At 70.4% G+C, this 26,712-nt stretch carries 24 protein-coding genes; 19 read left to right on the top strand and 5 right to left on the bottom strand.

What is annotated here, in order from left to right:
- Positions 1-75 precede the first annotated feature (75 nt).
- The 8 genes from KI385_RS01835 to KI385_RS01800 all read left to right on the top strand — a co-directional run bounded on the left by KI385_RS01835 (position 76) and on the right by KI385_RS01800 (position 11,210).
- Positions 76-2,322 (top strand): DUF4132 domain-containing protein, encoded by a 2,247-nt coding sequence (locus KI385_RS01835; protein ID WP_238570480.1) that lies wholly within the window; start codon positions 76-78, stop codon positions 2,320-2,322.
- A 145-nt stretch (positions 2,323-2,467) separates the two neighbouring features.
- The gene (locus KI385_RS01830) at positions 2,468-3,781 is read left to right on the top strand and encodes a helix-turn-helix domain-containing protein (RefSeq protein WP_483439805.1); all 1,314 of its coding nucleotides are present in this window, start codon (positions 2,468-2,470) and stop codon (positions 3,779-3,781) included.
- Between the two features lie 231 nt (positions 3,782-4,012).
- A complete protein-coding gene (locus KI385_RS01825; protein ID WP_238570478.1) occupies positions 4,013-4,609 on the top strand; it encodes a toll/interleukin-1 receptor domain-containing protein in 597 nt (198 codons plus the stop codon).
- A complete protein-coding gene (locus KI385_RS01820; RefSeq protein WP_238570477.1) occupies positions 4,606-6,930 on the top strand; it encodes a hypothetical protein in 2,325 nt (774 codons plus the stop codon). Before KI385_RS01825 ends, KI385_RS01820 begins: the two co-directional genes overlap by 4 nt.
- Positions 6,931-7,057: 127 nt before the next feature.
- A complete protein-coding gene (locus tag KI385_RS01815) occupies positions 7,058-7,957 on the top strand; it encodes a hypothetical protein (protein ID WP_238570476.1) in 900 nt (299 codons plus the stop codon).
- Complete coding sequence (locus tag KI385_RS01810) at positions 7,954-9,225, top strand: OmpA family protein (protein WP_238570475.1); 1,272 nt, start codon at positions 7,954-7,956, stop codon at positions 9,223-9,225. The genes KI385_RS01815 and KI385_RS01810 overlap by 4 nt, the downstream gene beginning before the upstream one ends.
- 15 nt (positions 9,226-9,240) lie before the next feature.
- A complete protein-coding gene (locus KI385_RS01805) occupies positions 9,241-10,794 on the top strand; it encodes a hypothetical protein (RefSeq protein ID WP_238570474.1) in 1,554 nt (517 codons plus the stop codon).
- A complete protein-coding gene (locus KI385_RS01800; protein ID WP_238570473.1) occupies positions 10,791-11,210 on the top strand; it encodes a hypothetical protein in 420 nt (139 codons plus the stop codon). Before KI385_RS01805 ends, KI385_RS01800 begins: the two co-directional genes overlap by 4 nt.
- Before the next feature lie 48 nt (positions 11,211-11,258).
- On the opposite strand, the gene KI385_RS01795 is transcribed toward KI385_RS01800, so the two are convergent.
- The 3 genes from KI385_RS01795 to KI385_RS01785 form a co-directional block, all read right to left on the bottom strand.
- Positions 11,259-11,699 carry an HIT family protein gene (locus tag KI385_RS01795; protein ID WP_238570472.1) on the bottom strand — a complete coding sequence of 147 codons (441 nt, stop codon included), beginning with the start codon at positions 11,697-11,699 and terminating at the stop codon, positions 11,259-11,261.
- A 148-nt stretch (positions 11,700-11,847) separates the two neighbouring features.
- Complete coding sequence (locus KI385_RS01790; protein ID WP_238577532.1) at positions 11,848-12,414, bottom strand: GNAT family N-acetyltransferase; 567 nt, start codon at positions 12,412-12,414, stop codon at positions 11,848-11,850.
- Between the two features lie 224 nt (positions 12,415-12,638).
- A complete protein-coding gene (locus KI385_RS01785) occupies positions 12,639-12,944 on the bottom strand; it encodes a hypothetical protein (protein ID WP_238570471.1) in 306 nt (101 codons plus the stop codon).
- Positions 12,945-13,420: 476 nt separating this feature from the next.
- Between KI385_RS01785 and KI385_RS01780 the strand changes: the two genes are divergently transcribed.
- The 8 genes from KI385_RS01780 to KI385_RS01745 all read left to right on the top strand — a co-directional run bounded on the left by KI385_RS01780 (position 13,421) and on the right by KI385_RS01745 (position 21,299).
- Positions 13,421-14,032, top strand: a complete 612-nt coding sequence (locus KI385_RS01780) for a flavodoxin family protein (RefSeq protein ID WP_238570470.1) — start codon at positions 13,421-13,423, stop codon at positions 14,030-14,032.
- A gap of 617 nt (positions 14,033-14,649) precedes the next feature.
- Positions 14,650-15,654 carry an acetylserotonin O-methyltransferase gene (locus KI385_RS01775; RefSeq protein WP_238570469.1) on the top strand — a complete coding sequence of 335 codons (1,005 nt, stop codon included), beginning with the start codon at positions 14,650-14,652 and terminating at the stop codon, positions 15,652-15,654.
- 29 nt (positions 15,655-15,683) lie between these two features.
- The gene (locus KI385_RS01770; RefSeq protein ID WP_238570468.1) at positions 15,684-16,334 is read left to right on the top strand and encodes a thermostable hemolysin; all 651 of its coding nucleotides are present in this window, start codon (positions 15,684-15,686) and stop codon (positions 16,332-16,334) included.
- Positions 16,321-17,889 (top strand): AMP-binding protein, encoded by a 1,569-nt coding sequence (locus KI385_RS01765; RefSeq protein WP_238570467.1) that lies wholly within the window; start codon positions 16,321-16,323, stop codon positions 17,887-17,889. Before KI385_RS01770 ends, KI385_RS01765 begins: the two co-directional genes overlap by 14 nt.
- Entirely contained in the window at positions 17,886-18,827 is a 942-nt protein-coding gene (locus tag KI385_RS01760; protein WP_238570466.1) for a TauD/TfdA family dioxygenase, read from the top strand. The genes KI385_RS01765 and KI385_RS01760 overlap by 4 nt, the downstream gene beginning before the upstream one ends.
- Positions 18,824-19,513 (top strand): O-methyltransferase, encoded by a 690-nt coding sequence (locus tag KI385_RS01755; protein ID WP_238570465.1) that lies wholly within the window; start codon positions 18,824-18,826, stop codon positions 19,511-19,513. Before KI385_RS01760 ends, KI385_RS01755 begins: the two co-directional genes overlap by 4 nt.
- Positions 19,510-20,040, top strand: a complete 531-nt coding sequence (locus KI385_RS01750) for a nuclear transport factor 2 family protein (RefSeq protein WP_281066769.1) — start codon at positions 19,510-19,512, stop codon at positions 20,038-20,040. Before KI385_RS01755 ends, KI385_RS01750 begins: the two co-directional genes overlap by 4 nt.
- A complete protein-coding gene (locus KI385_RS01745; protein ID WP_238570464.1) occupies positions 20,037-21,299 on the top strand; it encodes an amidohydrolase family protein in 1,263 nt (420 codons plus the stop codon). The genes KI385_RS01750 and KI385_RS01745 overlap by 4 nt, the downstream gene beginning before the upstream one ends.
- Positions 21,300-21,308: 9 nt before the next feature.
- Here the strand turns inward: KI385_RS01745 and KI385_RS01740 are convergent, their stop codons facing one another.
- Positions 21,309-21,818, bottom strand: coding sequence for a MarR family winged helix-turn-helix transcriptional regulator (locus KI385_RS01740; RefSeq protein WP_181923500.1), 510 nt, complete (start codon positions 21,816-21,818; stop codon positions 21,309-21,311).
- Positions 21,819-21,954: 136 nt separating this feature from the next.
- Positions 21,955-22,503 carry a DinB family protein gene (locus KI385_RS01735; protein ID WP_238570463.1) on the bottom strand — a complete coding sequence of 183 codons (549 nt, stop codon included), beginning with the start codon at positions 22,501-22,503 and terminating at the stop codon, positions 21,955-21,957.
- Positions 22,504-22,647: 144 nt separating this feature from the next.
- On the opposite strand from KI385_RS01735, the gene KI385_RS01730 reads away from it, so the two are divergent.
- The 3 genes from KI385_RS01730 (at position 22,648) to ureC (ending at position 26,664) form a co-directional block, all read left to right on the top strand.
- The gene (locus KI385_RS01730) at positions 22,648-23,655 is read left to right on the top strand and encodes an NADP-dependent oxidoreductase (RefSeq protein ID WP_238570462.1); all 1,008 of its coding nucleotides are present in this window, start codon (positions 22,648-22,650) and stop codon (positions 23,653-23,655) included.
- A gap of 371 nt (positions 23,656-24,026) precedes the next feature.
- Positions 24,027-24,719, top strand: a complete 693-nt coding sequence (locus KI385_RS01725) for an urease subunit gamma (RefSeq protein WP_238570461.1) — start codon at positions 24,027-24,029, stop codon at positions 24,717-24,719.
- Positions 24,712-26,664 (top strand): urease subunit alpha, encoded by a 1,953-nt coding sequence (gene ureC / locus KI385_RS01720; protein ID WP_238570460.1) that lies wholly within the window; start codon positions 24,712-24,714, stop codon positions 26,662-26,664. The genes KI385_RS01725 and ureC overlap by 8 nt, the downstream gene beginning before the upstream one ends.
- The last annotated feature ends 48 nt before the right edge of the window (positions 26,665-26,712 follow it).

The raw sequence follows: 26,712 nt of genomic DNA, 5'->3' as shown, positions 1-26,712 counted from the left end.
ATGGGCCTGCGCCGCGCGCTTGCGGAGCGTGCGTGCGGGCCGCGTTGTCAGACCCTGCGGCTACGGTCTGCCGGTATGAACGAACTGTCACCGCATGCCGCACAGCTTCGGGCAGCGCTGGCCCGGCCCGACGCGGAAGGGGACGGCAATGTGTGGGCCGCGTGCGCGCAGCTGACGCCGGTGGAACTGGGCGCGCTGCTGCCCGCCGCATACCGCACCCTCGCCGACGAGAGCGCCTCGGACCACGCCCGCCGGGTCGCCCGCGAAGTGACCTGGACCAAGGCGCAGCCGTCCTTCACCGCCGCCACTCTCACGGACCTTTACGCCGCGCTGGCCGAGTCACCGCGGCCCACCGATGTCCGTTACGCGGCGGGTGCGTTGTTGCGCTGCACCGAGCCGTGGGACCAGGAAGCCCTGGCGGAGCATGCCGCGATCCTGGTGAAGGTGGCCATGCGGAGGGCCGACGCGACTGCCGATGCCGCCCTCGCCGTTGCTGCCCTGGCCGGCCCGGTGGCCGAGAAGGAACTCGCGGCATGCCTGCGCGCCGTGTACGACGACAGCCCGTTGAGACGCGCTGAAGTGGAGGTGATCCTCGCCACCGGCCCGAGCGAGCGCGCGCTGATTGCCGAGGACCGGCGCTACGGGCTCACGTGGGGCGACTGGCCGCCGCTGCCCGACCGGGGCGTGGAGCAGCCGGCCGACGCGCTGCATGCCGAACTCGCCCGGCGCGTCCTCCGTGCCGCCGCCGACCACCTCGCCGCCCTCCACGCCGGACGGATCCCCTACGTCGCCGACAAGGCCTTCACCCCGGCCGACACGGACACCCTGCGCCGCGCCGCCCGGCTGGCCCTGCGGCGCGACGAGCCCTGGGCCGGGGAGGCGCTTGCCACCGTGCTGCCGCAGGTCACCGTGGCTCCGACCAGCGCCAAGACCCTGCCCTCGCAGGGCGCCTGCATCGCCCTCGCCCAGGCGGTGGAGGCCTGTCCGACGCCCGAAGCCCTGGCCGCGCTGCGCGAAGCCCGCCGCGTCGTACGGCACGCCGGCGTCACCAAGAAGCTCGACCGCACCCTGCGGCGCGCCGAACGCAACCTCGGCCGGCGGCCTGAGACCGTGCTCCGCCTCCCGGACCTCGGCTACGGCACCGACGGAGGCCGGCGGCTCCCGTGCGGTGCGTACACCGCCGTGCTCACCGTCTCCGACGAAGCCACCCTGGCCTGGGAGCGCGCCGACGGCAGTGCCCTGAAGTCGCTACCGGCCGCCGCCCGCCGTGACCACCCCGAGGAAGTCGCCGCCGCCCGCGATCTGTTGGGCACGACGCGCAGCCAGATACGGACCTTGATCCGTGGCCTGGAAGGCGGCTTCGCCGAAGGAACCGTCTATCGGTACGGCCGTTGGCGCGATGCCCTGGCCACCCACCCCGTGGCCCGCGGCACCGCCCGCCGTCTCATCTGGGAGGTCGAGCACGCCCCCGGGCAATGGCGGGCGATGCTGCCCGCGGCCGGCCCGTCCGACTTCCCCGAGCCAGGCCCCTCCGACGCCGTACGGCTCTGGCATCCCGCCCGTGCCACCCCTGCCGAACGCCACTTCTGGCGTGACCGGATCGCGGCACTACGGCTGCGCCAGCCCTTCCGCCAGGCCTACCGCGAGCACTACCGGCCCCCGGAGACCGGCCACTCCACCACCATGTTCCACGGCCATCTGGTCCGTGTCGAAGCGGTCCTCGGCCTGGCCGTACGCCAGGGCTGGAACATCGAGGACGATGAACTCGCCCTCCCCGTAGGGGATATGAAGGCGCGCTTCGGCATCGCCGGGAGCCTCTACCCGGGCGCTACGGGGTGGGCGGAGGCCCAGGACGTCAGCTTCCATCGCGCCGACGGAACCCCACAGCCGCTGGCCGACGTCGATGCCGTCCGGCTGTCGGAAACCCTGCGCTCCGTCGACCTCCTCATCAGCACCGGTAGTTTCGCCTGGTGCGACACCCACGCCCACGACCGCGGCGCCTGGCAGGCGCTTGACCGCCTCTACACCCTGCCGCTCGGCCGGACCGCACGACTGCGCCGGGAGGCGGTGCGCCGCATCCTCGCCGAACACCTCGCCTCCGGCCGTATCGAGCTCGGCGACCGTCAACTGCGTCTGGACGGCTACGACATACACCTGGCCACCGGCCGGGTCACCCGCGACGGCGATCCGGTCGACATCAGCCTGCCCCAGGGCCGGCAGGCCGTCCCGCTGCCGTTCCTGCCCTACGACGAAGCGCTGCTGGAACGCGTCGTGCGTACGGTCGGCCATCTCTTGGACGACAGTGCCCACGGGCGTGGCTGACCCGGGTCCCGCAAGGGAAGGCGATTCGCCTCGCCCGCGGCGGAGCGTAATGAAACCGATAGCAAGCAATATGTGAACGGCACGGGAGAGCAGGTGTGATGCGTGGCACACTCCCTTCACCGGTCGAGAACGACGGGGGGCGGGTGTGCAGCGGATTCCGGTGGGGTTCGGAGCGGAGTTACGTCGGCGCAGGATCGAGGCGGGGCTGTCCCTGGGTGAACTGGCGACCCTGATCTGCTTTTCCAAAGGGCACTTGAGCAAGATCGAGCGCGGTGTGAAGTCGCCCAGTCACGATCTTGCGCAGTTATGTGACGGTGCACTCGACGCCGGAGGGCAACTCAGCAGCCTGATTTCCGCACCCGGTCAAAGCCCCGCCGCGGCCCCCTTGACCGAAGCGGATGTCAGCACACCCTGGACATTACGTATGCACCCCGGCGGCGAGAGCGACTTTGTGGCATTTGATCCCGCGTCGCTCGTCGGCGGGGCCATGCCCTCCACGATCGTGAGCTGGTCCATCGCGCCCCCTTTCCTCGAAAGCGGGGAGACGAATGCGGCATTGCCGTACTTCCGCGAAGCTTTCGATGAATTCCGTCGGCTGGGACAGATCTTCGGACCGGCCGTGGTCGCCCAGCTGTGCATCGCGGCCACCAGCGCCCTGCGGGGCATGGCGCACCACGCCCGGCCCGCCCACCGCGACGATGTGCTCCGCCTCGCCTCCCGGTTCGCCGAGTACACCGGGTGGATGGCCCAGGAGGCGGGCAGTGACGCGGCGTCGCTGTGGTGGACCGAGCAGGCGGTCCAGCTGGCCGCGGACGGCGGAGACGACGAACTGGCCGCCTACGCCCTGGTCCGCCGGGCCGAACTCGCCCTGTACAGCGGCGATTCGGTGGCCACCGTCCAACTGGCGCGGCGGGCCGCACAACAGGCCCGCAGCGCACGCATCCGCGGGCTCGCCGCGCAGCGCGAGGCGCAGGGGCACGCTCTGGTGGGGGACCGCGAGGCATGCCGCCGGGCTCTGGACCGCGGGGCGGAGCTGACCTCCGGCGCGCTGCCGCCAGGCGATGACGACCCGGTGCTCGGCAGCATCCATCTGCCGGATCTGACGGCCTTCGTCGCCGGCTGGTGTATGCACGATCTCGGTTCCCCGGCGGAGGCCGTCACCCTTCTCGGCGACGGACTGGATGCCATTCCTCTTCGGTCCCGCCGAGCCAGAGCCCGCTATGGCGCCCGGCTCGCTCTTGCATTGGCGAACGTCGGCGAAATCGAACAGGCCTGCGCCATCGCCGAATTGGTCGCCTCGCACGTCGCCCTCATCGACTCCGCCACCATCCGCGCCGATCTTCTGCGGCTGAGTCGTGCGCTCAATCGTTGGCCAAAGAATCCCACCGTCCGTCGGACCCTTCCGCACCTCGCGATCGGACTGCACACCCACCGGACCGGGCCGGTAAGTCCGGCCTGACTTCCCACCCGCCGTACCGCCCCGTACACAAGGCCACCGAAGAACCCCGCTCCTACCGTCCCCGGGGTGTTCCGTTGCCCGGCCAAAAGGCCGCGGGCAACGCGTTGACCGCACTTGAAACGCCTGTGAATCTCGGCTTCATCCACCCATGTTCCGACCACACCCGGACTGGCCCCGCAGCGCCTCGCTGCCGTAATCCACCGCTGTCACAATGAGGAAAGGCAGAACATCATGGCCGGCGTATTCATCAACTACCGGACCGGCGACGGCGCGGAAGCAGCTGTCCTGCTCGACGAGGAATTGAAGGACATATTCGGGCCGGAGAACGTCTTCCGGGACCGCCGCACCATGCAGCCGGGCGTGCACTTTCCGCCCGACCTGCGACGCCACCTCGAAAGCTGCGGGGTACTCCTCGTGCTCATCGGCCCCAACTGGCTGTCGCTGCACGATGCCGACGGCCGCCGCCGGATCGACGTACCGGGCGACTACGTCCACGAGGAGATCCGCTGCGCGCTGGAGTGGCGCAGGACCGTCATCCCCGTGCTGATCGACGCCGCCGTACTGCCGACCAAGGACGAACTGCCCTCCGACATCGCGGAACTGGCAGAGCGTCAGACCATGCAACTGAGGGTTCCGTACGCGCATGTCGACCTGCCGCACATCACCGAGGTACTGCGCGGCCATGTACCGGTGGCCGGCGCGGCCGCGCAGCCGGCGCCCCCGGCCGGCGGCAACGTGATCCACGCCAAGAGGAGCTCCATCAGCACCGGGAGCGGCAACGCCATCTACACCGAGGGCCGGGACGCACGCAGCGGAGGCACGCCGTGAGCGACACCGAACAGGCCGGCGCGGAGGGTGCGGTGCCGGAGGAGATGCCGGCCGAGGAGCCCGCGCCCGCGGACGACTCCGCCCAGAGTGCGGCGGGCCCGGCCGATCCCGGCCCGGCCCAGCCGTCCGCCGGAGCCGAAGCGGACGCCGTCGGCGCCCCGGGCGACCGGGCAGCGGCGAAGAACGCAGCGGCGAACGACGGTGACGGTCCGCGCGCGGCCCACGACTCCGGCCGGGCGGCTCCCCGCCGGGAAACCGGCGACGGCGGCGACTTCACCCGCTACCAGCAGGCCCGCCAGCAGAACGGCCTGAACAAGATCCTGCGCAGCGCGGTCGCCACCGGCAGCGGCTCGGCCTTCTACGCCGAGCAGCTGTCCATCGGTGGCGACAACGGCATCGAGATCCAGGTGCTGAGCGTCTCCTCGCTGACCGTCGCCCAGCAGCTGGACTCCCACCGGGACGTCGACCAGCAGCCGCAGATGGCCGCACGGCTGGCGGCGCAGCACGTCCTGGTGCTCGCCGGGCAGCCGGGCAGCGGCCGTCAGTCCACGGCCCTGACGCTGCTCGCCGGCTGCTGTTCCGACGACAGCATCAAGATCCTGCACAGCGAGGCCCAGGGCATCCTGCAGGCGCTGTGCCAACGCGCCGACGAACTGCTCGGCCCGGGCGGCTTCATGGTGGACCTGGGCGATCAGCCACTGAAGCTGTCGACGGTCGAGACGCTCGGCCATCTCGCCCGGAAACAGCGCGCCTTCCTCGTCGTCATCGGCGAACTGGGCCCGGTGGACCCCGACCGGCTCCGGCCGCACGCCGTCGAGCACCGGCGTCCGCCCCTCGGCGACGTCCTGGCCGTACACCTGAGCAGACTGCTCGCCGGGCACCCCGGGGCATGTGCGCACCAGGACTGCAGCGCCGAACACACCGCGGCGTTCACCGCCCGGATGCTGGAGTCCCAGCAGGTGCAGCGCACCCTCGACGGGGCCCCGTCCGTACGCAGCGTCGTGGAGTTCGCCGAGGTCCTCGCGCAGAGCATCCACTCCGAGGACACCAGCCTTAGCGACGTCATCGGGCAGTGGCGCGACCGGCTCCGCCGCCTGGCGAAACAGCTGTTGCAGGTGTCCACCCAGACCTCGCACGGCCCGGTTCTGGACCCGCACCGCCAGGCGTTCCGTATCGCCTACGCGTTCTTCCACGGCCATCCGCTGTCCGACGTCTTCGAAGCGGGGGACGTGCTCAGCGCGACCGTGCTGCCGCGCTACGAAACCCGTGAACCGGCGCCCACCAACCACGTCTTCGAACGGGAACTGGACCAGCTGATCCCGCAGGAGATGCGCGCCTCCGTGGACACCACGTCCGTCGGTGGCGTTGACGACAACCCGCGGCGGGCCAGGCTGGTGGACGAGGAGCTGATGCACGCCGTCATCGAGGTCGTCTGGCACGACTACGACAGCCTGCGCGATCCGTTGCGGGAGTGGCTGACGGCGCTGGTCGCCAGGCCGCTGGAGCGGATCCGGGTACGGGCCGCGCAGATCGCCGGGATCCTGCTCAGCCATGACTTCGACAGCGTCTACCGGGACCTGATCCGCAACTGGGCCGGAGATTCCGCGGCCTATCGGCAGTCCGCCGCCCTGGCGCTGGAGATGGCGGCCCACGACCCGCGGCTGGTGCAGCGGGTACGGGGCCAGATCAGGAGCTGGCTGGGCAGCCCCCGGTGGCAGTTCCAGGACAGCGCGGCCCGGGCGTACGGAACCCTGGTCGGCGCCCAGGACGTACCGGACACGCTCTGGGCGCTGCGCGAGCTGGGCACGCGACAGGAACTGGCGTTCAGCAGCTCGGTGGCCTTCTCGATGTCCTGGCTCTATCTGGCCGGCTCGCCCGGCCCGACGGCCGACGCGCTGGACCGCTGGATCACCTCCGAGAACGACCATCTGGCCAAACACGCCATCCGCACCCTGCTGATCCTCAGCCGCTACGGCGCCGGCCCGGACCGCCGCGACCGGCCCGTACTCGCCGACGCCGCCATGGCCGACCCGGACCGTGCGGACGCCCTGGTCCGTCTGTGGCGCCGGGCGCTGATGGGCCAGGACAGCTCGACGCGCGCCTGGGACCAGCTGCGGCGCTGGCTGCTCGCCGCGGACGCCGACAAGGAACTGGCCGCCTTCCTGGAGACGCTCGTACCGCGGATCTGCGCCCGGCCGCTGACCCTTCGCACCGGCTTCTACCTCGGTATGTGGGCCGGCCGCCACCCGGACTCGGGGACCGTCCGCCAGCTCCGGCAGCAACTCGCCAACGGCGGCCCCGCCCCCGACGCCGCGACCTGACGACGCCTCGCACACGGCGCCCCACCCGCGGCGCCCGACACAGGACCGCTCGCACCCGACGCCTTACACACGACGCATCACACACGACGCCTTACACACCACGGCTCGCACGAAAGGGAAGACGACGATGACAGAGCGCAAGGGACTGCGCACCAGGCTGCGCAACTGGTGGCGCAGGGTGACGAAGAGTGGTGCGGAGACCACCACCGATCCGGAGCCCGAGGACGACACGGCCGGCACCGACACCCCGCCGGTCGGCCAGGCGGAGCAGGCCGAAGTAGGGGTGGAGCTGCCGCCCGGCGAGGACGTGCTGACGGTGGCCGCCCGCGGCGATGTCTTCACGTTCGAACTCCTCCCGCACTTCCGCTGGAGCAGCCAGGAGATGACGCTGGACAGCCTGCGCGAGCGCGCGGCGCTGCACGAGGAGGCGGCCCGCGGCAAGCTGCTGCGCCGCGCCTGGCCCATCGCCCGGACCTGCGATCCCGCCGATCCGGTGGCCGCGGAGAGGGCCGTCAACAAGGAACTGCGCGGCGGCTGGTGCTACAACGACGAGAAGGGTCTGATCCGCTGCCGCCCGTCGGTGCGCCTGCGCATCGACCCGGCCCTGCGCGAACACGTACTGCCCTTCCACCTCGCCGAACTGCGGCTGACGGAGGAGCACCGGCTCGGTGAGCTCAAGGCCGGCCAGGTGCAGGCGCGCACCGAGCGCTGGCTGCGGGTGATGAGCGAACTCGAGCTCCTCGGCACCCTGGGGCCGGCCGAGCGGCGGCTGCTGGTGCCGTTCGCCGCGGCACTCGCCGACGAGGACTTCTTCAAGGTCATGCAGGCGCTGAAGAACACCCGCCGCAACGGTGCCGAGGCGCTCGCCCAGGTCCTGACCGACGCCACCAGGAACCACGAGCAGGTGGGCCTCTTCGAGTACGCCAACGCCTACGACAAGGCCCTGAGCGAATTCTGCCGCCAGATGGGACTCAGCCCCTTCTCCTGGGTGGACACCGTGGCCGACGTCGAGGAGCCGGCCCCGTGACCCTCGCAGCGACCGGAACCGCCGGTGGACGTGGACGCCGCAGGGGAGCGCCCACGCTCGCCGGTGTCCTGGCGGTGGTGCTCATCGCCGGCCTCACCACCGCATGCGGTGACCCGCCACGTCTGGACGCCTGCGCCTGGATGAAGCAATCAGCGGATGCCCCCGGACGTACGGTGGTCCTGGTCGATGTGTCCGCCTCGGTACGGGGCACGGCCGCCGGCGGCCGCGACTACGCCCACGGCGTGGGCCGTCTGCTGGAGGCGGCGGTCGAGCGCAAGGACACCGTCTCCGTTGGCAGCTTCAGCGGCGACTCGGCACAGATCACCTGGGCAGCCAAGGACCGTTCGGCCGACTGGATCAAGGACAACAAGAACTCGATCAACCAGAAGAAACGTAAGCAACAAGCGATCGGCTGCCTCACCGGATTTGTCGGCAAGGCCGAAAGCGCGGTGCCCAAGAGCAGCGGCAGCAATGTCCTTGCGGCCCTCACGGCAGGTGTCTCCTCGCTGGACGGCGCCTCCGGCCGTCGCAGCCTCGTCGTGCTGACCGATGGACTCTCCACCACAGGCTGCGCCGATCTGCGCTCGGCCGCCTTCAGGGACAACAGCGAGATCAACGCCATCGCCCGGGTCTGCGCGGCCCGCGACGAGCGGCCCGCCCTGAGCGGCGTGCACCTCACCCTCGCCGGGCTGGGCCAGCCCGCCGCCGACCAGCCCGCTCCCACACCGTCCCAGCGGACCTGGCTGAGCAGACTGTGGCGCAAGCTGTGCGACGCCGGAAAAGCGGCTGCTTCCGATACCTCCTGCGGCATCGCACCGACCGCCATCGGCACGACACGGCACGGGGCGCCGCGGCACAAGCCGCCCCAGGACCCGGTGGTCCACTATGCGAACGACCGCCCCGAGACGTACGAACTCCCCGGCGCGGCGCTCTTCGACACCAATTCGTCCGCCGTCCGCGCAACGGCACTCCCGCTGCTCAACGACGTGGCGGTCAGCGCCCGCACCACCCCCGGCAGCAGGGTCAGCGTCTTCGGTTACGTCGACCCGCGCGGCCGGCCGGACAACAACCAGCAGCTGTCGCAGGCCCGGGCGGACGCGGTGAAGAAGGTCCTGATCGGACTCGGGGTGACCCGGGTGAACGCATACGGCCGAGGCCTGCCGGAGGGGTGCTCGACGAAGCCGAGCCACGCCGCGAAGGGCCGGATGAGCGCCGAGGACAGGCTCCAGTGCGACCGGCGCGTCGACATCGAAATCATCAGAAAGTGAGGGCCGCGGGCAGCGATGAACACCACCAACGGAACGAACCGGGCCGGGCCTGCCGCCCGCTATCAGTCGGCGGTCGACTGTCCCGGTAGCGACCCCTCCGTCGTCGAACTGGGCCTCGAGCAACGACGGCCCTCCCGGCCGGCGGACCAGACCGACAACCGGGAACAGGCCGCCCTCATGCGTGCCTTCACCGACGCCAACACCGCACTGACCGCAGCCCAGGCGGGGCTCGGCACCGCCGCTACCGAGGTCGCCGACACCTTCCAGGAGGCGCAGACATCCATCGAAGCGGCCGAGCGGTTCACCGTCGCCCGCTCGTCCCAGTGGGCGAGGGAGCGCATCGACGAACTGCGCACCCGCCACGCCGACGACGGACCCGAGAGCCTCCGGCGACCTCCGAGGCTCTGGCAATGGCTGCTGTGGCCGACCATGATCGCCGGCGTGGCCTTCGACACGATGTTCATCGGCACCCTCATGCAGCGGTTCTTCGGACTGGCGGAGGGAGAAGTCGCCTACTACCTGGCCTACTTGCCCGGATTCGGGATCGCCGTCTGTCTGCTCGCCGCGGGCAGCCTGCTGGCCGAATCCGTCTTCCGGCGACGCACCAGGACCGCCCGCACCCTGGAGCGGACGCGCCGCCGGGCGAGCGTGGCGCTGCGTGAGGCGATATGGCCCAAGAGCCCGCGTACGGAGCGGCGGACGGCCGGCGAACTGCCCTGGCCGAACGCGGCCGGGCCGGTGCTCTTCGCGCTGGCCATCCTCACGACGGTGTGCATCTGGGCCCGCATGCGCGCGGCCGACGCGGTGCGCGAGCATGTGGATCTGGCCCCGGACCAGAACGCCGTCGTCATCCTCACCCTGGTGCTCAGCACCGCCGCCATCGTCGTCAAGGTGCTCGCCCACAACCCCTGCGCCGACAGCGCCAAGGAGGCCGAGCGATCCGTCGTCGCCGAGGAGAAGCGCGGCAGGGAACTGCTGGGCAAGGCACGCCGCAGTCTGGTGGAGCACACCAAGAGCTGGTGGCGGCTGCGGTCCACCGTCGAGGAGGCCGCGACCGACGCGCACCGTACGCTCGACGACGCCTGCATCCGCATCATCGAGGAACGTGCCCGCACCGGCGTGGCCGGCAGCTATGAATTCCCGCTGACCACGCCCGCCTGGCCCTACCCCAAGGCTGTGCGCAACGGCGCAGCCGCCACCCAGGCCACCGAGGACCGGTCACCCGCCCGCCCCACACCGCCCCGGGCCCGTCTCGAACTCCTCGACCAGGCCTACACGGTGCTCGAACGCTACGCCCCCGAGAAGCTCGAAGACCGCCTCAACGGCATCGCGGATGCGCTGAACGCGCAGTTCCGGGCCCCGCACCGACAGCCCGACCAGCCGGAACCCGGGCCTGTGCCGCCCGGCGCACCGCGGGCTCCCGACGAGCCCGAGGCACCGGGCGAGCCCCAGGCATCCGACGAGCCCGAGGCGTCCGAAGAGCCCCAGGCGACCGATGAGCCACCGGCGCAGAAGCCCGGCGGCGCCGACGCGGACGGCCGGCCCGAAGACGGCGGGATGGCATCATGACCACGCACCCGCGCTTTCGTGCGGAGGAGGTGAAGCACCTGGAATTCCTCCAGGCCGTGATCGCCCGCCACGCCAACACCTCTTTCCTGGTCAAGAGTTGGGCCATGACCGTCAGCGGTGCCTTCATCGCGGTCGCCACCCGGGGACCGAGCTGGAAGACAGCCGCCGTCGCCCTGGGCCTGGCCGCGGGATTCTGGCTGCTCGACAGCTATTACCTGCGCCAGGAACGGAGGTTCCGCACCCTCTACGAGAGGGTCGCCGACCGCCGTACCCCGCAGGTTCCGCCGTTCACCATGGATGCCGAGCAGCACGGCGACCATGTCTCCTGGCGTGGCGTCGCGCTGTCCAGGACGATGGTGCTCTCCTACGGAGTCCTGGTCGCCATCGACACCATGACGGTCCTCTTTCTCGCCTGACGGCCGTCAGCGGTTCCCGCCCCGGGCCGTTCCCCTACGGCCCGGCGCTCACCCTTGAGCGGACCCGGCGGCGGTCCATGGCAGGAGCAGGCCGTCGCCGTCGGCGCGTGGGACGAGATGGATATGCAGATGGCGGATCGTCTGGGTGGCCGAGGGGCCCCGTGAGGTGATCACGTTGCAGTCCCCGACCTCTGCCGCGAGTTCGGCGGCGCGCAGCATGGTGGTCGCCGACACCACCGGGTCCTCGGCGACATCGGCGACATGGACCCTCGGGATGACCAGGACATGTCCGGCGGTGACACCCCCGTGCCGAGGCCGGATGGCGATGGTTTCGGGCCACTCGCGCAGGACCGTTGCCGGCGCCTGGCCATGCACGATGCGGCAGAAGGGACAGCCGCGCCGGCGCGTGTGACGGGACGGCCGCGGACTCCGCGGGCAGGCGCCCGGCGCGTCGCCGGTCACTTCGAGGAACTCCCCGGAACTGACCATGAATCCTCCGCCTCGGACTGGGCGCACTGGTGTCACCGGGCCGGCGCATCTGCTGGATTCCATAATCAACCATTGGATCCAGTTATGCGTAACTCATCTGCATTTCCGGCCAATTGAACGCTGGATGACGCCCCCGAGGGGGTCGTCGTCACCAGAGCTTGTCGATCTCGCCCGGGTAGAGCTCGATGCGGCTGTGGCAGAAGGACGAACGATGCAGCCGGGCCGAGGACGAGAAGAAGTCCGCCATGGTGACCTTGTCGAAACCGGGCCGATCGCTGGGGAACGGGGTCGCCGGCGTCCCGCCGATGAGCACCGTGCCGGGGAGCTGGTGCCAGCCCGCGCCTTCGTAGAACGGCTGGAGCGGACGGTCGCAGGTGAACAGACCGATATCCAGGTCCATGGCTGCCATCGCCTCGTGGGCAGCCGTCACCAGACGGTGGCCGTGCCCCTGGCCGCGAGCGGCGGCCCGGGTCACCACCGTGCTCAGCCCGGCGGCCTGATACCGCCGTCCGGCGTGCACGATCGGCTTGGTGAGGATGTCCAGGGCGGCCAGCACCGTGGCGCCGTCGACGAGCAGCATCGACACCGGCCGCAACGCCGGGTCGTGGGCGAAGGTATCGGGCGCCGCAGCGGAATCGGGGGGCCATGCCTCGTCCCGTAGCTCCGCTACCTGCGTCTGCAGAGCGGGCGGGACCTCGGCTTCCGGAAACGTCATGATCGGCACGCGCCCATTGTGACTGCCCGTGCAATCAGGGCCAAGGGAATTGTGTGCGGCTGCGCCCGGCCGTCGTCCGTGGGCCCGGGGACGCAATCCTCTGCGGGATGGCTCACAGGCGGATCGGCCGTCCCCGTGTGGCCGCGGACTCACGCGGGGACGGGCCGCCTTGCTCAGGATGGCTGCCTGCGACTACGGATGATGCTCTGTGTGTCGCGAGGGGTTTACAGGGGCCGGGCCCACAGGTCCCACTGGAGACCCGAGCCGTCGCAGAACGGGTCGGCCCACTTGCCGCTGCTCACCAGGTCGGTCCCGGCGGCCTGGCATCCGCTGAGGGTCCAGAACTTCTTGCCGGTCCACACGGTTCCGGGAGGACCGTCCATCGGCTTGACCTGGTGCTGCGCGGAGGAGGTGGCCGGCGCGGCGGCCTTGGCTCCGGTGGAGGCGGTGGCGTGAGCGGCGGCCCCCAGACTGACGACCGTGAGCGCGGCGGCAGCGAGTGCGGTGGTGAGAATTCGCCTGTTACGCACGTGATTTCCTTTCCCCGTAGCGTCAGGGCCCCTTGCGAGCCCCGTCACCGTGCACACGGATGCGGGACCCTCGGCGTATGACACCACTTTGTGTGACCTGGGTCACAGTGTGCGCCGGGGTGGGGGCGGTCGAGTCCTGACTGAAAAGCCATTTGACGAAGCGTCAGGTGTGTGGACTCGCGTGTGCGTCTGATTGTGAAGTGTGCCGCGGCGCCCGATTTCGCCCGGCCGTGCCGAAGTCCTGGTCGGCACGGTCATGGTGACGGGGCGTCCGCTGCGACTCGCCGGGTCGGGGGGTGGCGAGGTAGCGCCGCGAGCTGTTCCGATCTGCGGATTTACCTGTTCTTTTCGGGGTGTTGGCCGGAGGCGCTTGCCTTGGTGGCGCGGGGATGGATAGCGTACTCAGCACCTAAAGCTTTCTGGACAGCTTTAGTGAAAGCTAAAACATTGATTCGGTCCCGGGGTGGGGGAGAAGCATGCAGATCAAGGTTGCGGTGGCGTATCACAGTGGATACGGCCACACCGCGAAGCAGGCGGCGGCCGTGGCGGCCGGCGCGGAGAAAGTGCCCGACACCCAGGTACGCCTGGTCTCCCTCGCCGAGCTGAACGACGAACTGTGGGAGGTGCTGCAGGAGTCCGACGCCCTCATCTTCGGCACGCCGACCTACATGGGCGGCAGCAGCGCCGTCTTTCGCACGTTCGTCGAAGCCACCAGCAAGGTCTGGGGCGACAACATGCGCTGGAAGAACAAGATCGCAGGTGGCTTCACCAACAGCGGCAACATGGCGGGCGACAAGCTCAATGTGCTCATCGACCTCGCGCTGTTCGCCGCCCAGCACGGCATGATCTGGGTCGGTCTCGCCGAGTACGGCGGCTGGAACACCTCCTCCGGCAGCCCGGAGGACATCAACCGGCTCGGCAGCTGGCTGGGCGCCATGTCCCAGTCGAACAACGACGAGGGGCCCGACGTCACGCCCTGCGCCAGCGATCTGCGCACCGCCGAGGTACTCGGCCGGCGGATCGCCGAGACCGCCCACATCCACCGGGCCGGCCGCGCGGCGGTCGAGTTCCCCGAGGTATCCGGCTGACCTTCGGCAGCCCGCACCGAGGCTCGGCTCGTTCCGGTCGCCCACGTCCATGACGCGGGCGGCTCCCTCCGTATCGGCGAGCCGACGAACGGCCCGTACACGGCCTGGCGATCGGCCGGCGAGCAGCCTGGCCAACGGCTCGGCAAGCGGCCTCGCCGACCAACACGGCGTCAGCCGCCCGGTACGGGCGTCACCTGCTCGACACGGACAGCGCGGCGGGTCCCGGGACACATCCCGGGGCCGTCCGGGGCGACCGCTCCCCGACGCCGCCCGCCCGTGCCCGGCGCGTTCCGGGACGCGGTGATGTCGCCGCCGCGCCGGCCCGGCAGCGCCTGCACCACCGGCCCGTGGACAGGGCGCGGTCGCCCGCCACCGGCCGGAGCCCGCGCCGGGCGGTACCGCACACAGCACCTTGTCCAGCCCGCTCGCCCCCTCGGCGCAGCGGAGCGGGTTCGCCCCCACGCGCACCCCGCTCCCACCGGTCCCGGCCGGCTGAAGCTCGTCCCCGTTCGGCAGTCCCATCACTTTTCACCGTGCCCGCGGCTCTGTGCGCGCACGGAAAGTCCTGGCCGTGTGCCGTCCGCGCGGCTTCATCTGCCACCCCGAGGAGATCAGCCATGTTCAAGACCACCACCGACGCCGAGCTGGCGGGCAACCCGATCGACGAGGTGATCGGCTCCACCATCCGCTACGCGGCACTGACCACCGCCGCCAAGCTCGGCATCTTCACGGCCCTGGAGGAGGGCGGCCCCAAGACCCTCGACGAGCTGGCCACGGCGATCGGCGCCAGTACGGACGGCACCCGTGCGGTGGCCGACGTCGTCGCCGTCCTGGGCTGGCTCACCCTGGAGGACGGGCGCTACCGCAACGGCCCGCTCGCCGAACGCTGGCTGGGCAAGAACGCCGCGTACGACTTCACCCCGGCGCTGCTGTGGGCGTACGAACTCACCCACGTCATGTGGGAACTGCCGCAGGCCGTACGGGACGGCAAGCCCGACCGGTCCCTGTGGGAGCGCTGGGCCGACAACCCCGACGCCGGGCGTGACTTCTCCACGTACATGCGGGTCAAGTCGCGGCTCACCGTGCAGCCCATCGTCGACGCCGTACCGCTGCCCGACGGCGCCCGGCGCCTCCTCGACCTGGGCGGTTCGCACGGACTGCACTCCATGGCCATGTGCGAGCGGCACCCCGAACTCTCCGCGACCATCCTCGATCTGCCCGAGGCGCTCGCCGACACCGGCGCCGCGATCGAGAAGGCGGGCCTCGCCGACCGGATCACCCTGCAGCGCGGCAGCTTCCTCAGCGGTGACCTCGGCACCGGATACGACGTGGTCTTCCTCTTCGAGATCGTGCACAACCACACCGACGAGGAGAACCGGGACCTGATCGCGCGGGCCGCCGCGGCGCTGCGGCCCGGCGGCCGGATCGTGGTGCTGGAGGACGTACGCGGCGAGCAGCTCGACGAGCACAACGCGGCGTTCTCCCTCGCCATGTTCGCCTGCTCCGGCGACCGCACCTACAGCCTGCCGGAGATCTCCGGCTGGCTCACCGGCGCGGGCCTGAAGTCCGTCGAGCGGATCGCGCTGCCCTCATCCGTTTCTCTGGTCGTCGGCACCAAGTAGAGCCGACGGCCGTGGAAGGGGGGAGCACCGTGCAGATCGATCTGGCACACCGGTCGACCAGCTCATGGCTGCTGGCCGCGGACCTCGCACATGACGTGTACGCCCAGGCATACGGCGCCGATGTCGCGCCCCGGCCCGATTCGTTCATCGTCGCCCGCCCGGCCCGCCACGGGGCCGAAGAGCCCGGCCCGCCACTGGCCTGCGCGGGGCTCACCTACGGCCGGGACCAGGCGCTGTTCTCCGAGCGGTACCTCGACACCGGCATCGAGGCAGCCGTCCTGGCCCACCTCGGAGGAACGGTGGACCGCAGGCGGGTGGTGGAGGTGGGGGCGCTGGCCACCCGTCGCGCCTCGGTCGGCCGCGAACTGATCCGCGCCACCCCGATCATCGCCTGGTGCCTGGGCATGGAGTACATCCTGTGCACCGTCACCAGCAGCCTGATCTCCATGCTGGGCCGCGCCGGTATCTGCTTCGTCCCGTTCGGTCCGGCCGATCCTCGGCGGCTGACCCCCGCCGAGGCGGCGCGCTGGGGCACGTACTACGACCATGAGCCACAGGTCGGCGTCATCGCCCTGAACGCGCTGGACCGCCTCTTCTCGGACGCCACCGGACGCTACTCCGTCACCGATCTCCAACTGAGCATCAGCGCAATGGAGGTGGTCGGCCATGCGGGGCATTGAGGAGAGCCTGGTCAGGTTCGGTGAGTCGGAGCGCCCACTGATCGAGGTGCTGGGGGAGGACGGTGCCCCGGCGCGGACCTTCAGCTACCAGGAGGTGACGCGCCGGGCCGCGGACCTCGCCGAACGGATCGGCCCAGGGGACGGCCGGCCGCTGCGCATCGGCGTGATCTGTGGCAACACCCCTGAATTCGTGGTCGCCGACCTCGCGCTGATCGCCGCACGCGCCATCGAGGTGCCCGTCCCGCTCGCCTTCTCCGCCGAGCAGGCCGCCGGTCTGCTGGAGGAGACCGACCTGTGTGTGGTGGACGCGGCCGGACGGGAGCGGCTGACGCAGTGGGGGCGGGACCGGGTCCTGCGCCCGGACTGCGAGGTGCTGCCGCTGTCCACGGACGAGCCCGTTCCGTCCGCGCCGTTGGTGCTGTCGCCGACCGGCATCAGCCACGCGGAATGGGAGTGCAAGGTCATCCACACCTCCGGGACGACCTCGCGCCCCAAAGGCGTACGGATCCGGGCCGAGGCGCTCGACGCACTGCTGCGCTCGCTGCGTTCGGTGATGCCCCGCGGGGCCTTCGCCCGCTATCTCTCCGTCGTGCCGTTCAGCCTGCTCATCGAGCAGGTCACCGGTCTCTACATGGTGCTGCTCGACGGCGGGACGCTGGTCCTGATGCCGCCCGGCAAGGCACTGGTCGGCACCGCGGCGGCGGCCGCCGGCGACTCGCTGCCGTATGTGGCGGCGTCCCGGCCGACCGCGATGGTCGCCACGCCCGCGCTCGTCGATGCCTTCGCGACGGCCGCGGACCGGGCCGCGGCCGGCGGACGAGCGGTGGCCCCGGCCCTGTTCGGCACGCCCGACGCACCGCTCATCTGCTGCGGCGGGGCGCCCGTACACCCCGAGCTGCTGCGCCGCCTGGAGGACCACGGCCTCCCTGTGCACGAGGGGTACGGGCTGTCCGAGAACAGCTCCGTGGTCAGCTGGAACACCCCGGCCGCACGCCGCCTCGGCACCGTCGGCCGGCCGCTGCCACACGTCCGGGTGCGGCTCGCCGACGACGGTGAACTCCTGGTCAACAGCACCTCGTTGTTCGCCGGCTACACCCGCGACGACCCGTCCAGCCTGATCCTCGACGCCGACGGCTGGCTCCGCACCGGCGACCTGGCCCAGATCGACGCGGACGGATTCATCAGCATCACCGGACGCAAGAAGAACGTCATCATCACCGCGGCCGGCCGCAATGTGGCCCCCGAGTGGGTCGAGGCACAGTACGCCCAGCTCCCCTTCGTCCGCGCGGTCGCCGTGGTCGGCGACGGTCTCGACGCCCTGCACGGACTCTTCCTCGTCGATGAGTCCACCGACCTCGCGGCGGCCGCGGTGGCCGTCCGGGAGTTCGGCGCAGCGCACCTCTCCGAGGTGGAGCGGGTCGCCGTGCCGCACCTCGTCGCCGACGGACGCCTCTACCGCAGGTTCTTCACCGTCACCGGCAGGCCCATGCGGGCAGCTGTCCGCACCGCCCTGACCAACGGAACGCTGTACGACCACCAAGGAGCAGACGCATGACCACGATCGCTGACGTGCGGCCCTACGGAGTCGCCACCGGCCGGCTCGTCCTGCCCGCCGAGGACAGGTCGCTCGGTGTACTGGACCCCGCATGGGTCACCGGGCTGCTCGCCGACGCCGGCTTTCTGCTCTTCCGAGGTTTCCGCACCGGCCTGGAGGAGTTCACCTCCTTCGTCAAGGCGCACTCCAGCCGGATCACCCTCGACCCGGCACGTTCCTTCCACGGCGGTGCGGTCGCCCAGAAGGTGGACGCGGGCACCGGCGCCGTCGGCCTTCACCTGGAGAACGGCAACAGCCCCTTCGGCCCCGACCTCACCTGGTTCCTCTGCGAGAAGGCCGCCGCCAGCGGCTCCCGGACCACCGTCTGCGACGGCTATCGCGTCTGGGACGCGGCGAGCGACACCGCCCGCGCGGTCTTCGGCGTCAAGGACATCATGTACAGCCGCCGGGTGGAGGAGACCAAGTGGAAGGCGTTCGTCTGCCACCAGACGGAAGGCCGTAAGGACCCCGACGACATCACCTTCGACGACATGAAGGAACTGGTGGGCGGCAATGTCTCCACCACCCTCCAGCTCAACGACGACGGCTCCCTCCACTACGCGTACCGCACCGGCGCCGTCCGTCCGACGCTCTTCGGCAGCCGTCTCTCCTGGGCGAACAGCGTCTTCGGCCCCTCGTACAACTACGAGGCCCCGCGCATCACGTTCGCCGACGGCACCGAGATCCCCGAGGAACTGCTCACCGAATTCCGCCGAATCACCGCCGAACTGACCGAGGAACTGGACTGGCAGGACGGTGATGTGGCGCTGATCGACAACACCCGGGTGATGCACGGCCGGCGCGAGATCCTGGACACCGACCGCACCATCTACAACGCGCTGAGCTACCTCGACCCCGCGCTGCTGTCCACCGCGAGGGACGGGAGGACACAGGGATGACCACCGTGACCACCGGACTCGACGACGAGCGGGTCGGTGCCGTCCTGGCCGAGATCGCCCGGACCGCCGAGGACAACGACCCGGACATCATGAGACGCGCCTACGCCACCGCGGCGGACTGGCCGCAGCCGCCCACCGCCCAACAGGCCGCCGAGCTGTGCGCCCAGGCCGCGCTGCCCGTGCACCCGCAGGTCGGCACCTTCCTGTATCAGCTCGTACGGAGCCTGCGCCCGGCCCTCGTCGTCGAATTCGGCACCTCCTTCGGCGCCTCGACGCTCTACGCCGCGGCGGCGCTGCGCGACAACGGCGCCGGCCGCGTCATCGGCTCGGAGCTGCATCCGGGCAAGGCCGACCGCGCGCGCGGGCATCTGTCGCGCGCGGGGCTCGACGGATACGCCGAGATCAAGACGGGTGACGCCCGTGAGCAGCTCGCCGACCTTCCCGGTCCGGTCGACCTGGTGCTGCTGGACGGCTGGAAGGAGCTCTACCTGCCGGTCCTCAAGATCCTCGAACCGTCCCTGCGCGCCGGCTCGCTGATCGTCTCCGACAATCTGCCGATGCTGCCCGCGGAGTTCACCGACCACGTCCGCGCACCCGGCAACGGCTACCTCTCCCAGCAGCTTCCGCTGGGTGACGGCATCGAATTCTCCCTCCGCCTCCAGGGAAAGGGCTCCGAAGAACTGTGAACTCCCGCACCCACCGCCGTACCCTGCTCCGCGCCGGTGTCGCCGCGCTGCCCCTGGCGGCAGTGGCACCGGCCGCACACGCCGCCGCCGACGGCACCGGCCGGCTCACCGCCACCGACGTATCCTGCTGGACCGACGCCTACCTGGAGGCATGGCGGACCAAGAACGACACCGCCGCCGTCCGGCTGTTCACCCCCGACGCCGTGTACGAGGCGGTGCCCGGCGTTCCCGCCCAGACCTTCCGCGGCCGCGACGCCATCGGACGCTACTGGCGCGACATCACCGCCGGCCAGACCGAGATGACCGGCCGCCACGGCACGCCGGTCGTCACCGGCAACCGGGCGGCCGTCGAGCTCTGGGTCACCCTGCGGGCCCCTGCCATCAACCCCGACGGCGACCACTGGGTCACGTTCCTGGAGACCAACATCCTGCTCTTCGCACCCGACGGCCGCTGCCGCCGCAACACCGAGTACTGGAATCTGCAGATGGGCCGCCTCGCACCGCCCCAGGGGTGGGGCACCGCATGACCACCGCACGGCTGCTCGTCACCGGCGGCCGGGTCCTCAGCATGGACCCGGCGCTCGGCGAACTGCCCGTCGCCGACGTCCTGGTGGAGGACGGCCGGATCACCGAAGTACGGCCGGACCTCGACGCCACCGGCGTGTACGAGCGGATCGACGCGCACGGGTGCCTCGTCCTCCCCGGCTTCATCGACACCCACCGGCACATGTGGCAGGCCGCACTGCGCGGCAGCGGCACCGACCAGACCCTCGACCAGTATTTCGCGACCGTGCTGCACTCCCTGGCACCCCGGCTCACCGCCGACGATCTGCACCTGGGAAACCTGCTGAGCGCACTGGGCGCCCTGGACGCGGGGGTGACCACTGTCCAGGACATCTCCAACATCGCCAAGCCGACCGAGGAGCACACCGACGCCCTGCTCGACGCGCTCACCGACTCGGGACTGCGCAGCGTCTTCGCTTACGGCCACGGCACCGCGCAGGACGCCCGGCGGGTGCGCACCCGTCGGCTGCACGCCAAGGACGCCCTGGTGACCATGGCCCTCAACGCCGAGGCCGGCGGCGACGAGACCATCCGGCGCAACGGGGACCTGGCCCGCGAACTGGAGCTGCCGACCGCCCTGCACGTCAGAGGCGGCAGACCGGTCTCCCGGCTGCGCCGCCTCGGCGTACTGCGCCCCGGCACGGTGTTCATCCACGGCACCGGGTTGGAAGCCGGCGAGCTGGAGATGGTTCGCGACAGCGGAGGGGCACTGTCCATCGCGCCCGCCATCGAGATGACCATGGGCCACGGGCTGCCCCCGTTCGCCGCGGCGGCGGCCGCCGGATTGCGGCCCAGCCTCAGCGTGGACGTCGAAGTCGCCGCGCCGAGCGATATGTTCACGCAGATGCGGGCCGCCTTCCAGGTCGGGCGCTTCGCCGCGCTGCAAGGCCATGCGGGCCCCGGCGCGCCCCTGCTCACGGCACGGGAGGTGCTGGAGTTCGCGACCATCGGCGGCGCCGAGGCCCTCGGGATGGCGGACCGCACCGGCTCCCTCACTCCGGGCAAGCAGGCCGATCTGATCGTGCTGCGGACCGACCGCCCCGGCGTGGCGCCGCTGCACGACGCCACCGGCGCCGTCGTGTCGGCGATGGACCGCGCCGACGTCGACACCGTGCTCGTCGCGGGCCGGATCGTCAAACGCGCCGGGCGGCTGCTGCACGCCGGCCTTCCCCGGCTGCTGGCGCGGGCGGAGGAGGTGCGCGAGCGGCTGGCCGGCCGCTGAAGCACGGCGTCAGCGGCGGATCAGCACGCCCTCCTCGATGGCGGCGAGCGCGATCCGCAGCTGTTCGCTGAGGACCTTCGCGGTGCGTTCCGGAATGCGGTCGACGAGCCGGGCATGCACGGCTGTCGTGGCGCGCACCGCCGCCTCTGCGGTCTCCACACCGCTCGGCGTGAGCTGCACCCAGCTGCTGCGGGCGTCGTCCTCGGCCGCCTCGCGGGTGACATAGCCGGCGGCCACCAGGCGTTTGACGACATTGCTGGTGCCGCCGGAGGAGAGCAGGAGGGCGTGCGTGAGGTCGGTGGGCTTGAGGCGGTACGGGGCGCCGACGCGCCGAAGGGTGGCGAGCACGCCGTACTCGGCCTGGGTGAGCCCCAGCTTCTCCAGCTCGACCCCGGCCGCGACGTCGAAGGCCGAAACCAACAGGGCGCTCCGCTTGGCGAGTTCCAGGGGTAGACCGGCGATTTCGGGCAGCTCGTTCCCCCATGCCGAGATGATCTCGTCTACGTGGTCAGGCTCCACTGCGATCCGCCTTCCCTCTGCCCGATAACTCAGTTCAAAGATATCCCACCGTCCGGTCGGTAGCGTTCTGACCTGGGGAGACCTTGTGGTCGTCAGACGCGGACCCGGTGAAAGCCACCGGGCGACGCCTGATTTCTCATGCTCCGGTGGAACCGTCGATCCGCTCACGCAGCAGATCCGCATGACCGTTGTGCCGGGCGTACTCGGCGATCATGTCCACCATGATGGAGCGCAGTGAGAACGGTTCGCCGGTTCTCAGCCGGATCCCCGTCGCGTCCAGCGACTCCGCGGCGGCCGTGATCTGCCGGGACCGCTCGCACTCCGCCCGCCAGACGGCGAAGTCCTCGTCCGCATCACCGTCCACGAAGTCGAAGTCCTGGTCGGGATCCTCGTCGGAGTAGTAGAGCAAGGGCAGGTCCTCGCCGGCGAACTGGATACGGAACCACCAGCGCTCGACACCGGCCAAGTGCCGCACCAGACCGTGCAGCGAAAGCGCGGAGGGCGGCACCGCGCGTTCGGACAGCCGGTCCGACGGCACACCCGCGCACTTGAGCTCGAACGTCGCCCGGTGCCAGTCCAGGGCCGCGGTCAGCGTCTCCCGTTCGTCGCCAACCGCAGGCGCCGCGCTGCGGGTGTCGCTCGTCAATCGTGGTCCGAAATGCCGGGGAACGGCTCGGTCGGTCATTGTCTGCTCCCAGATCGTGGATGGACTCGGCCGAGTCTGGCAGGCACCACTGACAACCGCCGTGCGCGCAGGAATGTTCCGGGTCCGGCGGGCGCTGCTTCCTTACACAGAAGTGGCACGCCGCACACAAGAGGAGAGCAGTGCATGACCGGCACCGTGCAGGAATGGCAGTTGTTCGCGCGCCCCGTGGGACGCCCTGTGCCGGGAGACTTCCGGCTCGTGGAGCGGGAACTGCCTCCACCGGCCGAAGGTGAGGTGTCGGTCCGCAACACCCACCTCTCGGTGGACCCTTATATGCGCGCCCTGATGGGCACCGCGGAGTCCGGGGACCTGGCATACGGGCTGGGCCGGCCGATGACCGGCGGAGCGGTCGGTGAGGTGGTCGAGTCGCGGGCGGCCGGACTGTCCCCCGGGGACCTGGTGCTCAGCGATCTCGGATGGCGAACCGGCGCCGTCGCACCGGCCGCACACTTCACCGCGTTACGGCGGGTCGAGGGCGTACCGGACTCCGCGTTCCTCGGTGTGCTCGGCATGCCCGGTCTGAGCGCCTACGTCGGGCTGACCGAGATCGCGAAGCTGCGCGAGGGCGAGACGGTCTTCGTCTCCGGCGCGGCCGGTGCGGTGGGCAGCCTGGCCGGACAGATCGCGCGGCTGCGCGGGGCGAAGACGGTGATCGGCAGCGCCGGATCCGAGGAAAAGGTGGCGTACCTGATCGGCGAACTCGGCTTCACCGCGGCCTTCAACTACAAGACCGGCGAGGTGCGCAAGCTGCTCGCCGAGGCCGCCCCGGCCGGTATCGACGTGTACTTCGACAACGTCGGCGGGGACCACCTGGAGGCCGCCATCGATGCACTGACCGTGGACGGCAGGGCCGCGCTGTGCGGAGCGATTTCCGGATACCACGCCACCGAACCCCCGCCGGGGCCGCGCAACATGATCGAGCTGGTCAAGAAGCGGCTCACCCTGCGCGGGTTCGAGGTAGGCGATTATGCGGGGCTCCAGTCGCCCTTCGCCGACGAGATGGGCGGCTGGCTGGCCGAAGGGAAGATCACCTTCCGGGAGACCGTCGAGGACGGCATCGGCAGCGCGGTGACGGCATTCCTCGGACTGATGGACGGCCGGAACACCGGGAAGATGGTGGTGCGCATCTGACGGGCGTCCACGACTCGGACCGTTGGCCCAACGGGGGCGGACGAGAAGCCGGAGAGCCAGACGGAATGAGGGCCGCTGAGTGGCCAGTTGGCCACGAGTGGACCACCTAAAACCTCAAGTTCAAGCGTATCGGCCTGACTTCACTCATACGGGTGCAGGTCGGGCCGTACGCCGTTTCCGGCTCTGCCGGCGTGATCATGTTGCCCTCGCAAGGAGTTGGGGCCGGCGGCCAAGGAAGTTGTGCCGCACCGATGGCGGGGGGAAGTCCTGGTGACTCCGCCCCGGGTTGCCAGTGGTGCAGGGCCAGGTCAGGTCCCAGCGCACGAGCCCAGGACAGAAGCTCTGGGTAGGACGAGCACAGGGTAAGGGCCATGCACCTGACTCCACATGAACAAGAGCGCCTGATGATTCATCTGGCGGCGGACGTCGCCGAGAAACGTCGGGCCCGGGGGGTGCGGCTCAACTACCCCGAAACGGTGGCGCTGTTGACCGTGCACGTCCTTGAGGGTGCCCGGGACGGCCGCACCGTCGCCGACCTCATGTCCTCCGGGCGCAAGGTGCTTGCCCGGGAGGAGGTCATGGAGGGCATCCCCGAGATGATCAAGAACGTGCAGGTGGAGGCCACGTTCCCCGACGGCACGAAGCTGGTCACCATCCACGACCCCTTCCCGGAAGCGGGCGAGGACGAACAGCCGCTCGTCTCCCCGGGGAAGGTCGATTACTCCACGGAGCCGGAGGACGAGTTCGTGCCCTTCAACGAGGGGCGCGAAGTCACGCGCCTGACCGTCAGCAACCCGACCGACCGTCCCATCCAGGTCGGTTCCCACTACCACTTCGCCGAGGCCAACGCCGGGCTGGACTTCGATCGTCAGGTCGCCTGGGGCAAGCGCCTGCACGTCCCTGCCGGCAGCTCCGTCCGCTTCGAGCCCAACATCACCGAAGATGTCGAGCTCGTACCCATCGAGGGCAGACGATTGGTCTACGGTCTGCGCGGCCAGGCCGGCGGCCCGCTCGACAGCGCCGAGAGCCCGTCCGACGCGGCCGGGGGTGAGCTCAATGCCTGAGTGCCCCGAGTGTCCCGAGACCCCCAAGCCCTCCGACCCCCTGACCCGCGCCCAGTACGCCGACCGGTTCGGCCCGACGACCCGTGACCGTATCCGCCTCGCCGACACAGAGCTGCGGATCGAGATCGAGGACGACTGGGCGGGCGGCCCGGGGCGCAGTGGGAACGAGATGGTCTTCGGCGGCGGCAAGGTGATCCGTGAGTCGATGGGACAGTCCATCGCGCCGCGCGACCCGGTCAGCCCCGACGAGACCGAGAGCCCTGAGGAGACCGGGGGCGCTGACGAGTCCGGTGACTCCGGCGGCAGCGCTGTCGTAGAGCCGCCCGACACCGTGATCACCGGTGCCGTCATCCTGGACCACTGGGGCATCGTCAAGGCCGATGTCGCCATCCGCGACGGCCATATCACCGCGCTCGGCAAGGCGTACAACGACGAGACCATGGACCGCGTCCACGCCGGGCCCAGGATCGCGCTGTACGACGGCCGCCCGATCCCCACGGATTTCGTCATCGGTCCCGATACCGAGGTCATCGCCGGCAACGGGAAGATCCTCACCGCCGGCGGGGTCGATACGCACGTCCACTTCATCTGTCCCGAGCAGGTCGGCGAGGCGCTGTCCGCGGGCGTCACCACGCTCATCGGCGGCGGTACCGGACCGGCGGAGGGCAGCACCGCCACCACGGTCACGCCCGGCTCCTGGCACCTCGCCCGCACCTTCGAGGCCCTGGACGCCTTCCCGGTGAACATCGGGCTGCTCGGCAAGGGCGCCACCATGTCGGAGAAGTCCATGTACGACCAGGTGGACGCGGGCGTCATCGGCTTCAAGATCCACGAGGACTGGGGTGCCACTCCGGCCGTCCTCAAGAAGTGCCTGGAGGTCTGCCATCAGACGGGCGTCCAGCTCGCACTCCATGCCGACTCGTTGAACGAGGCGGGCTTTGTCGACGACACCATTGCGGCCATCGACGGCCGCTCCATCCATGTCTTCCACGTCGAAGGCGCGGGCGGCGGCCACGCCCCCGACATGATCAAGATGGTGAGCGAGCCGAATGTACTGCCCGCCTCCACCAATCCCACCCGGCCGCTGACCATCAACACGGTCAAGGAGCACTTCGACATGGTGATGGTCTGCCATCACCTCAACCCGAAGATCGAGGAGGACCTGGCCTTCGCGGACTCCCGGATCCGGCCCTCCACGATGGCCGCCGAGGACATCCTGCACGACCTCGGCGCCATCTCGATCATGTCGTCGGACGCCCAGGCCATGGGCCGCATCGGCGAGATGATCACGCGCACCTGGCAGACCGCGCACGTCATGAAGGTGCGCCGGGGCTTCCTGGAAGGCGACAAGCTGCCGGAAGGTGAACGGCCGACGGGTGACAAGGGAGCCGATAACAAGCGCGCCCGGCGGTACGTCGCGAAGTACACCATCAACCCGGCGATCGCCCAGGGCATCGATGCGGTGGTCGGGTCCGTGGAGATCGACAAGCTGGCCGACCTGGTGCTGTGGGAGCCGAAGTTCTTCGGGGTCAAGCCGCACATGGTCATCAAGGGCGGACAGATCGCGTACGCGCAGGTGGGAGACGCCAACGCGTCCATCCCCACCCCGCAGCCGGTCCTGCCCCGCGCCATGTGGGGCGCCACGGGCCTGGCGCCCCGCTCCACCTCGTACAACTTCGTCACCGAGCGGGCCATCGAAGGCGGGTTGCCCGAACGGCTCGCGCTGGGCAAGCAGTTCAAGGCCATCAGTTGCACACGTGACGTCGGCAAGGCGGATATGAAGGAGAACAGCGCCACTCCGGACGTCCGGATCGACCCCGACACCTTCGAGGTGATCGCCGGGGGCGCGAAGGTGGAGGACGTGTCGACGTGGGTCGAAGACCAGATCGTCGAGCGGATCTATCCCCGTGAACTCCCCATGGCACAGCGGTACTTCCTCTTCTGAGATCTCGACCGAGAGCCGCGGAGCGACCCGGGCGGCGAGCTGGGAAAG

The organism is Streptomyces inhibens (assembly GCF_022221585.1).
In the GTDB taxonomy this organism is placed as follows: Bacteria; Actinomycetota; Actinomycetes; order Streptomycetales; family Streptomycetaceae; genus Streptomyces; species Streptomyces inhibens.
The sequence above is the reverse complement of the archived record's forward strand: the minus strand, read 5'-3'. Positions and strand labels throughout refer to the sequence as shown.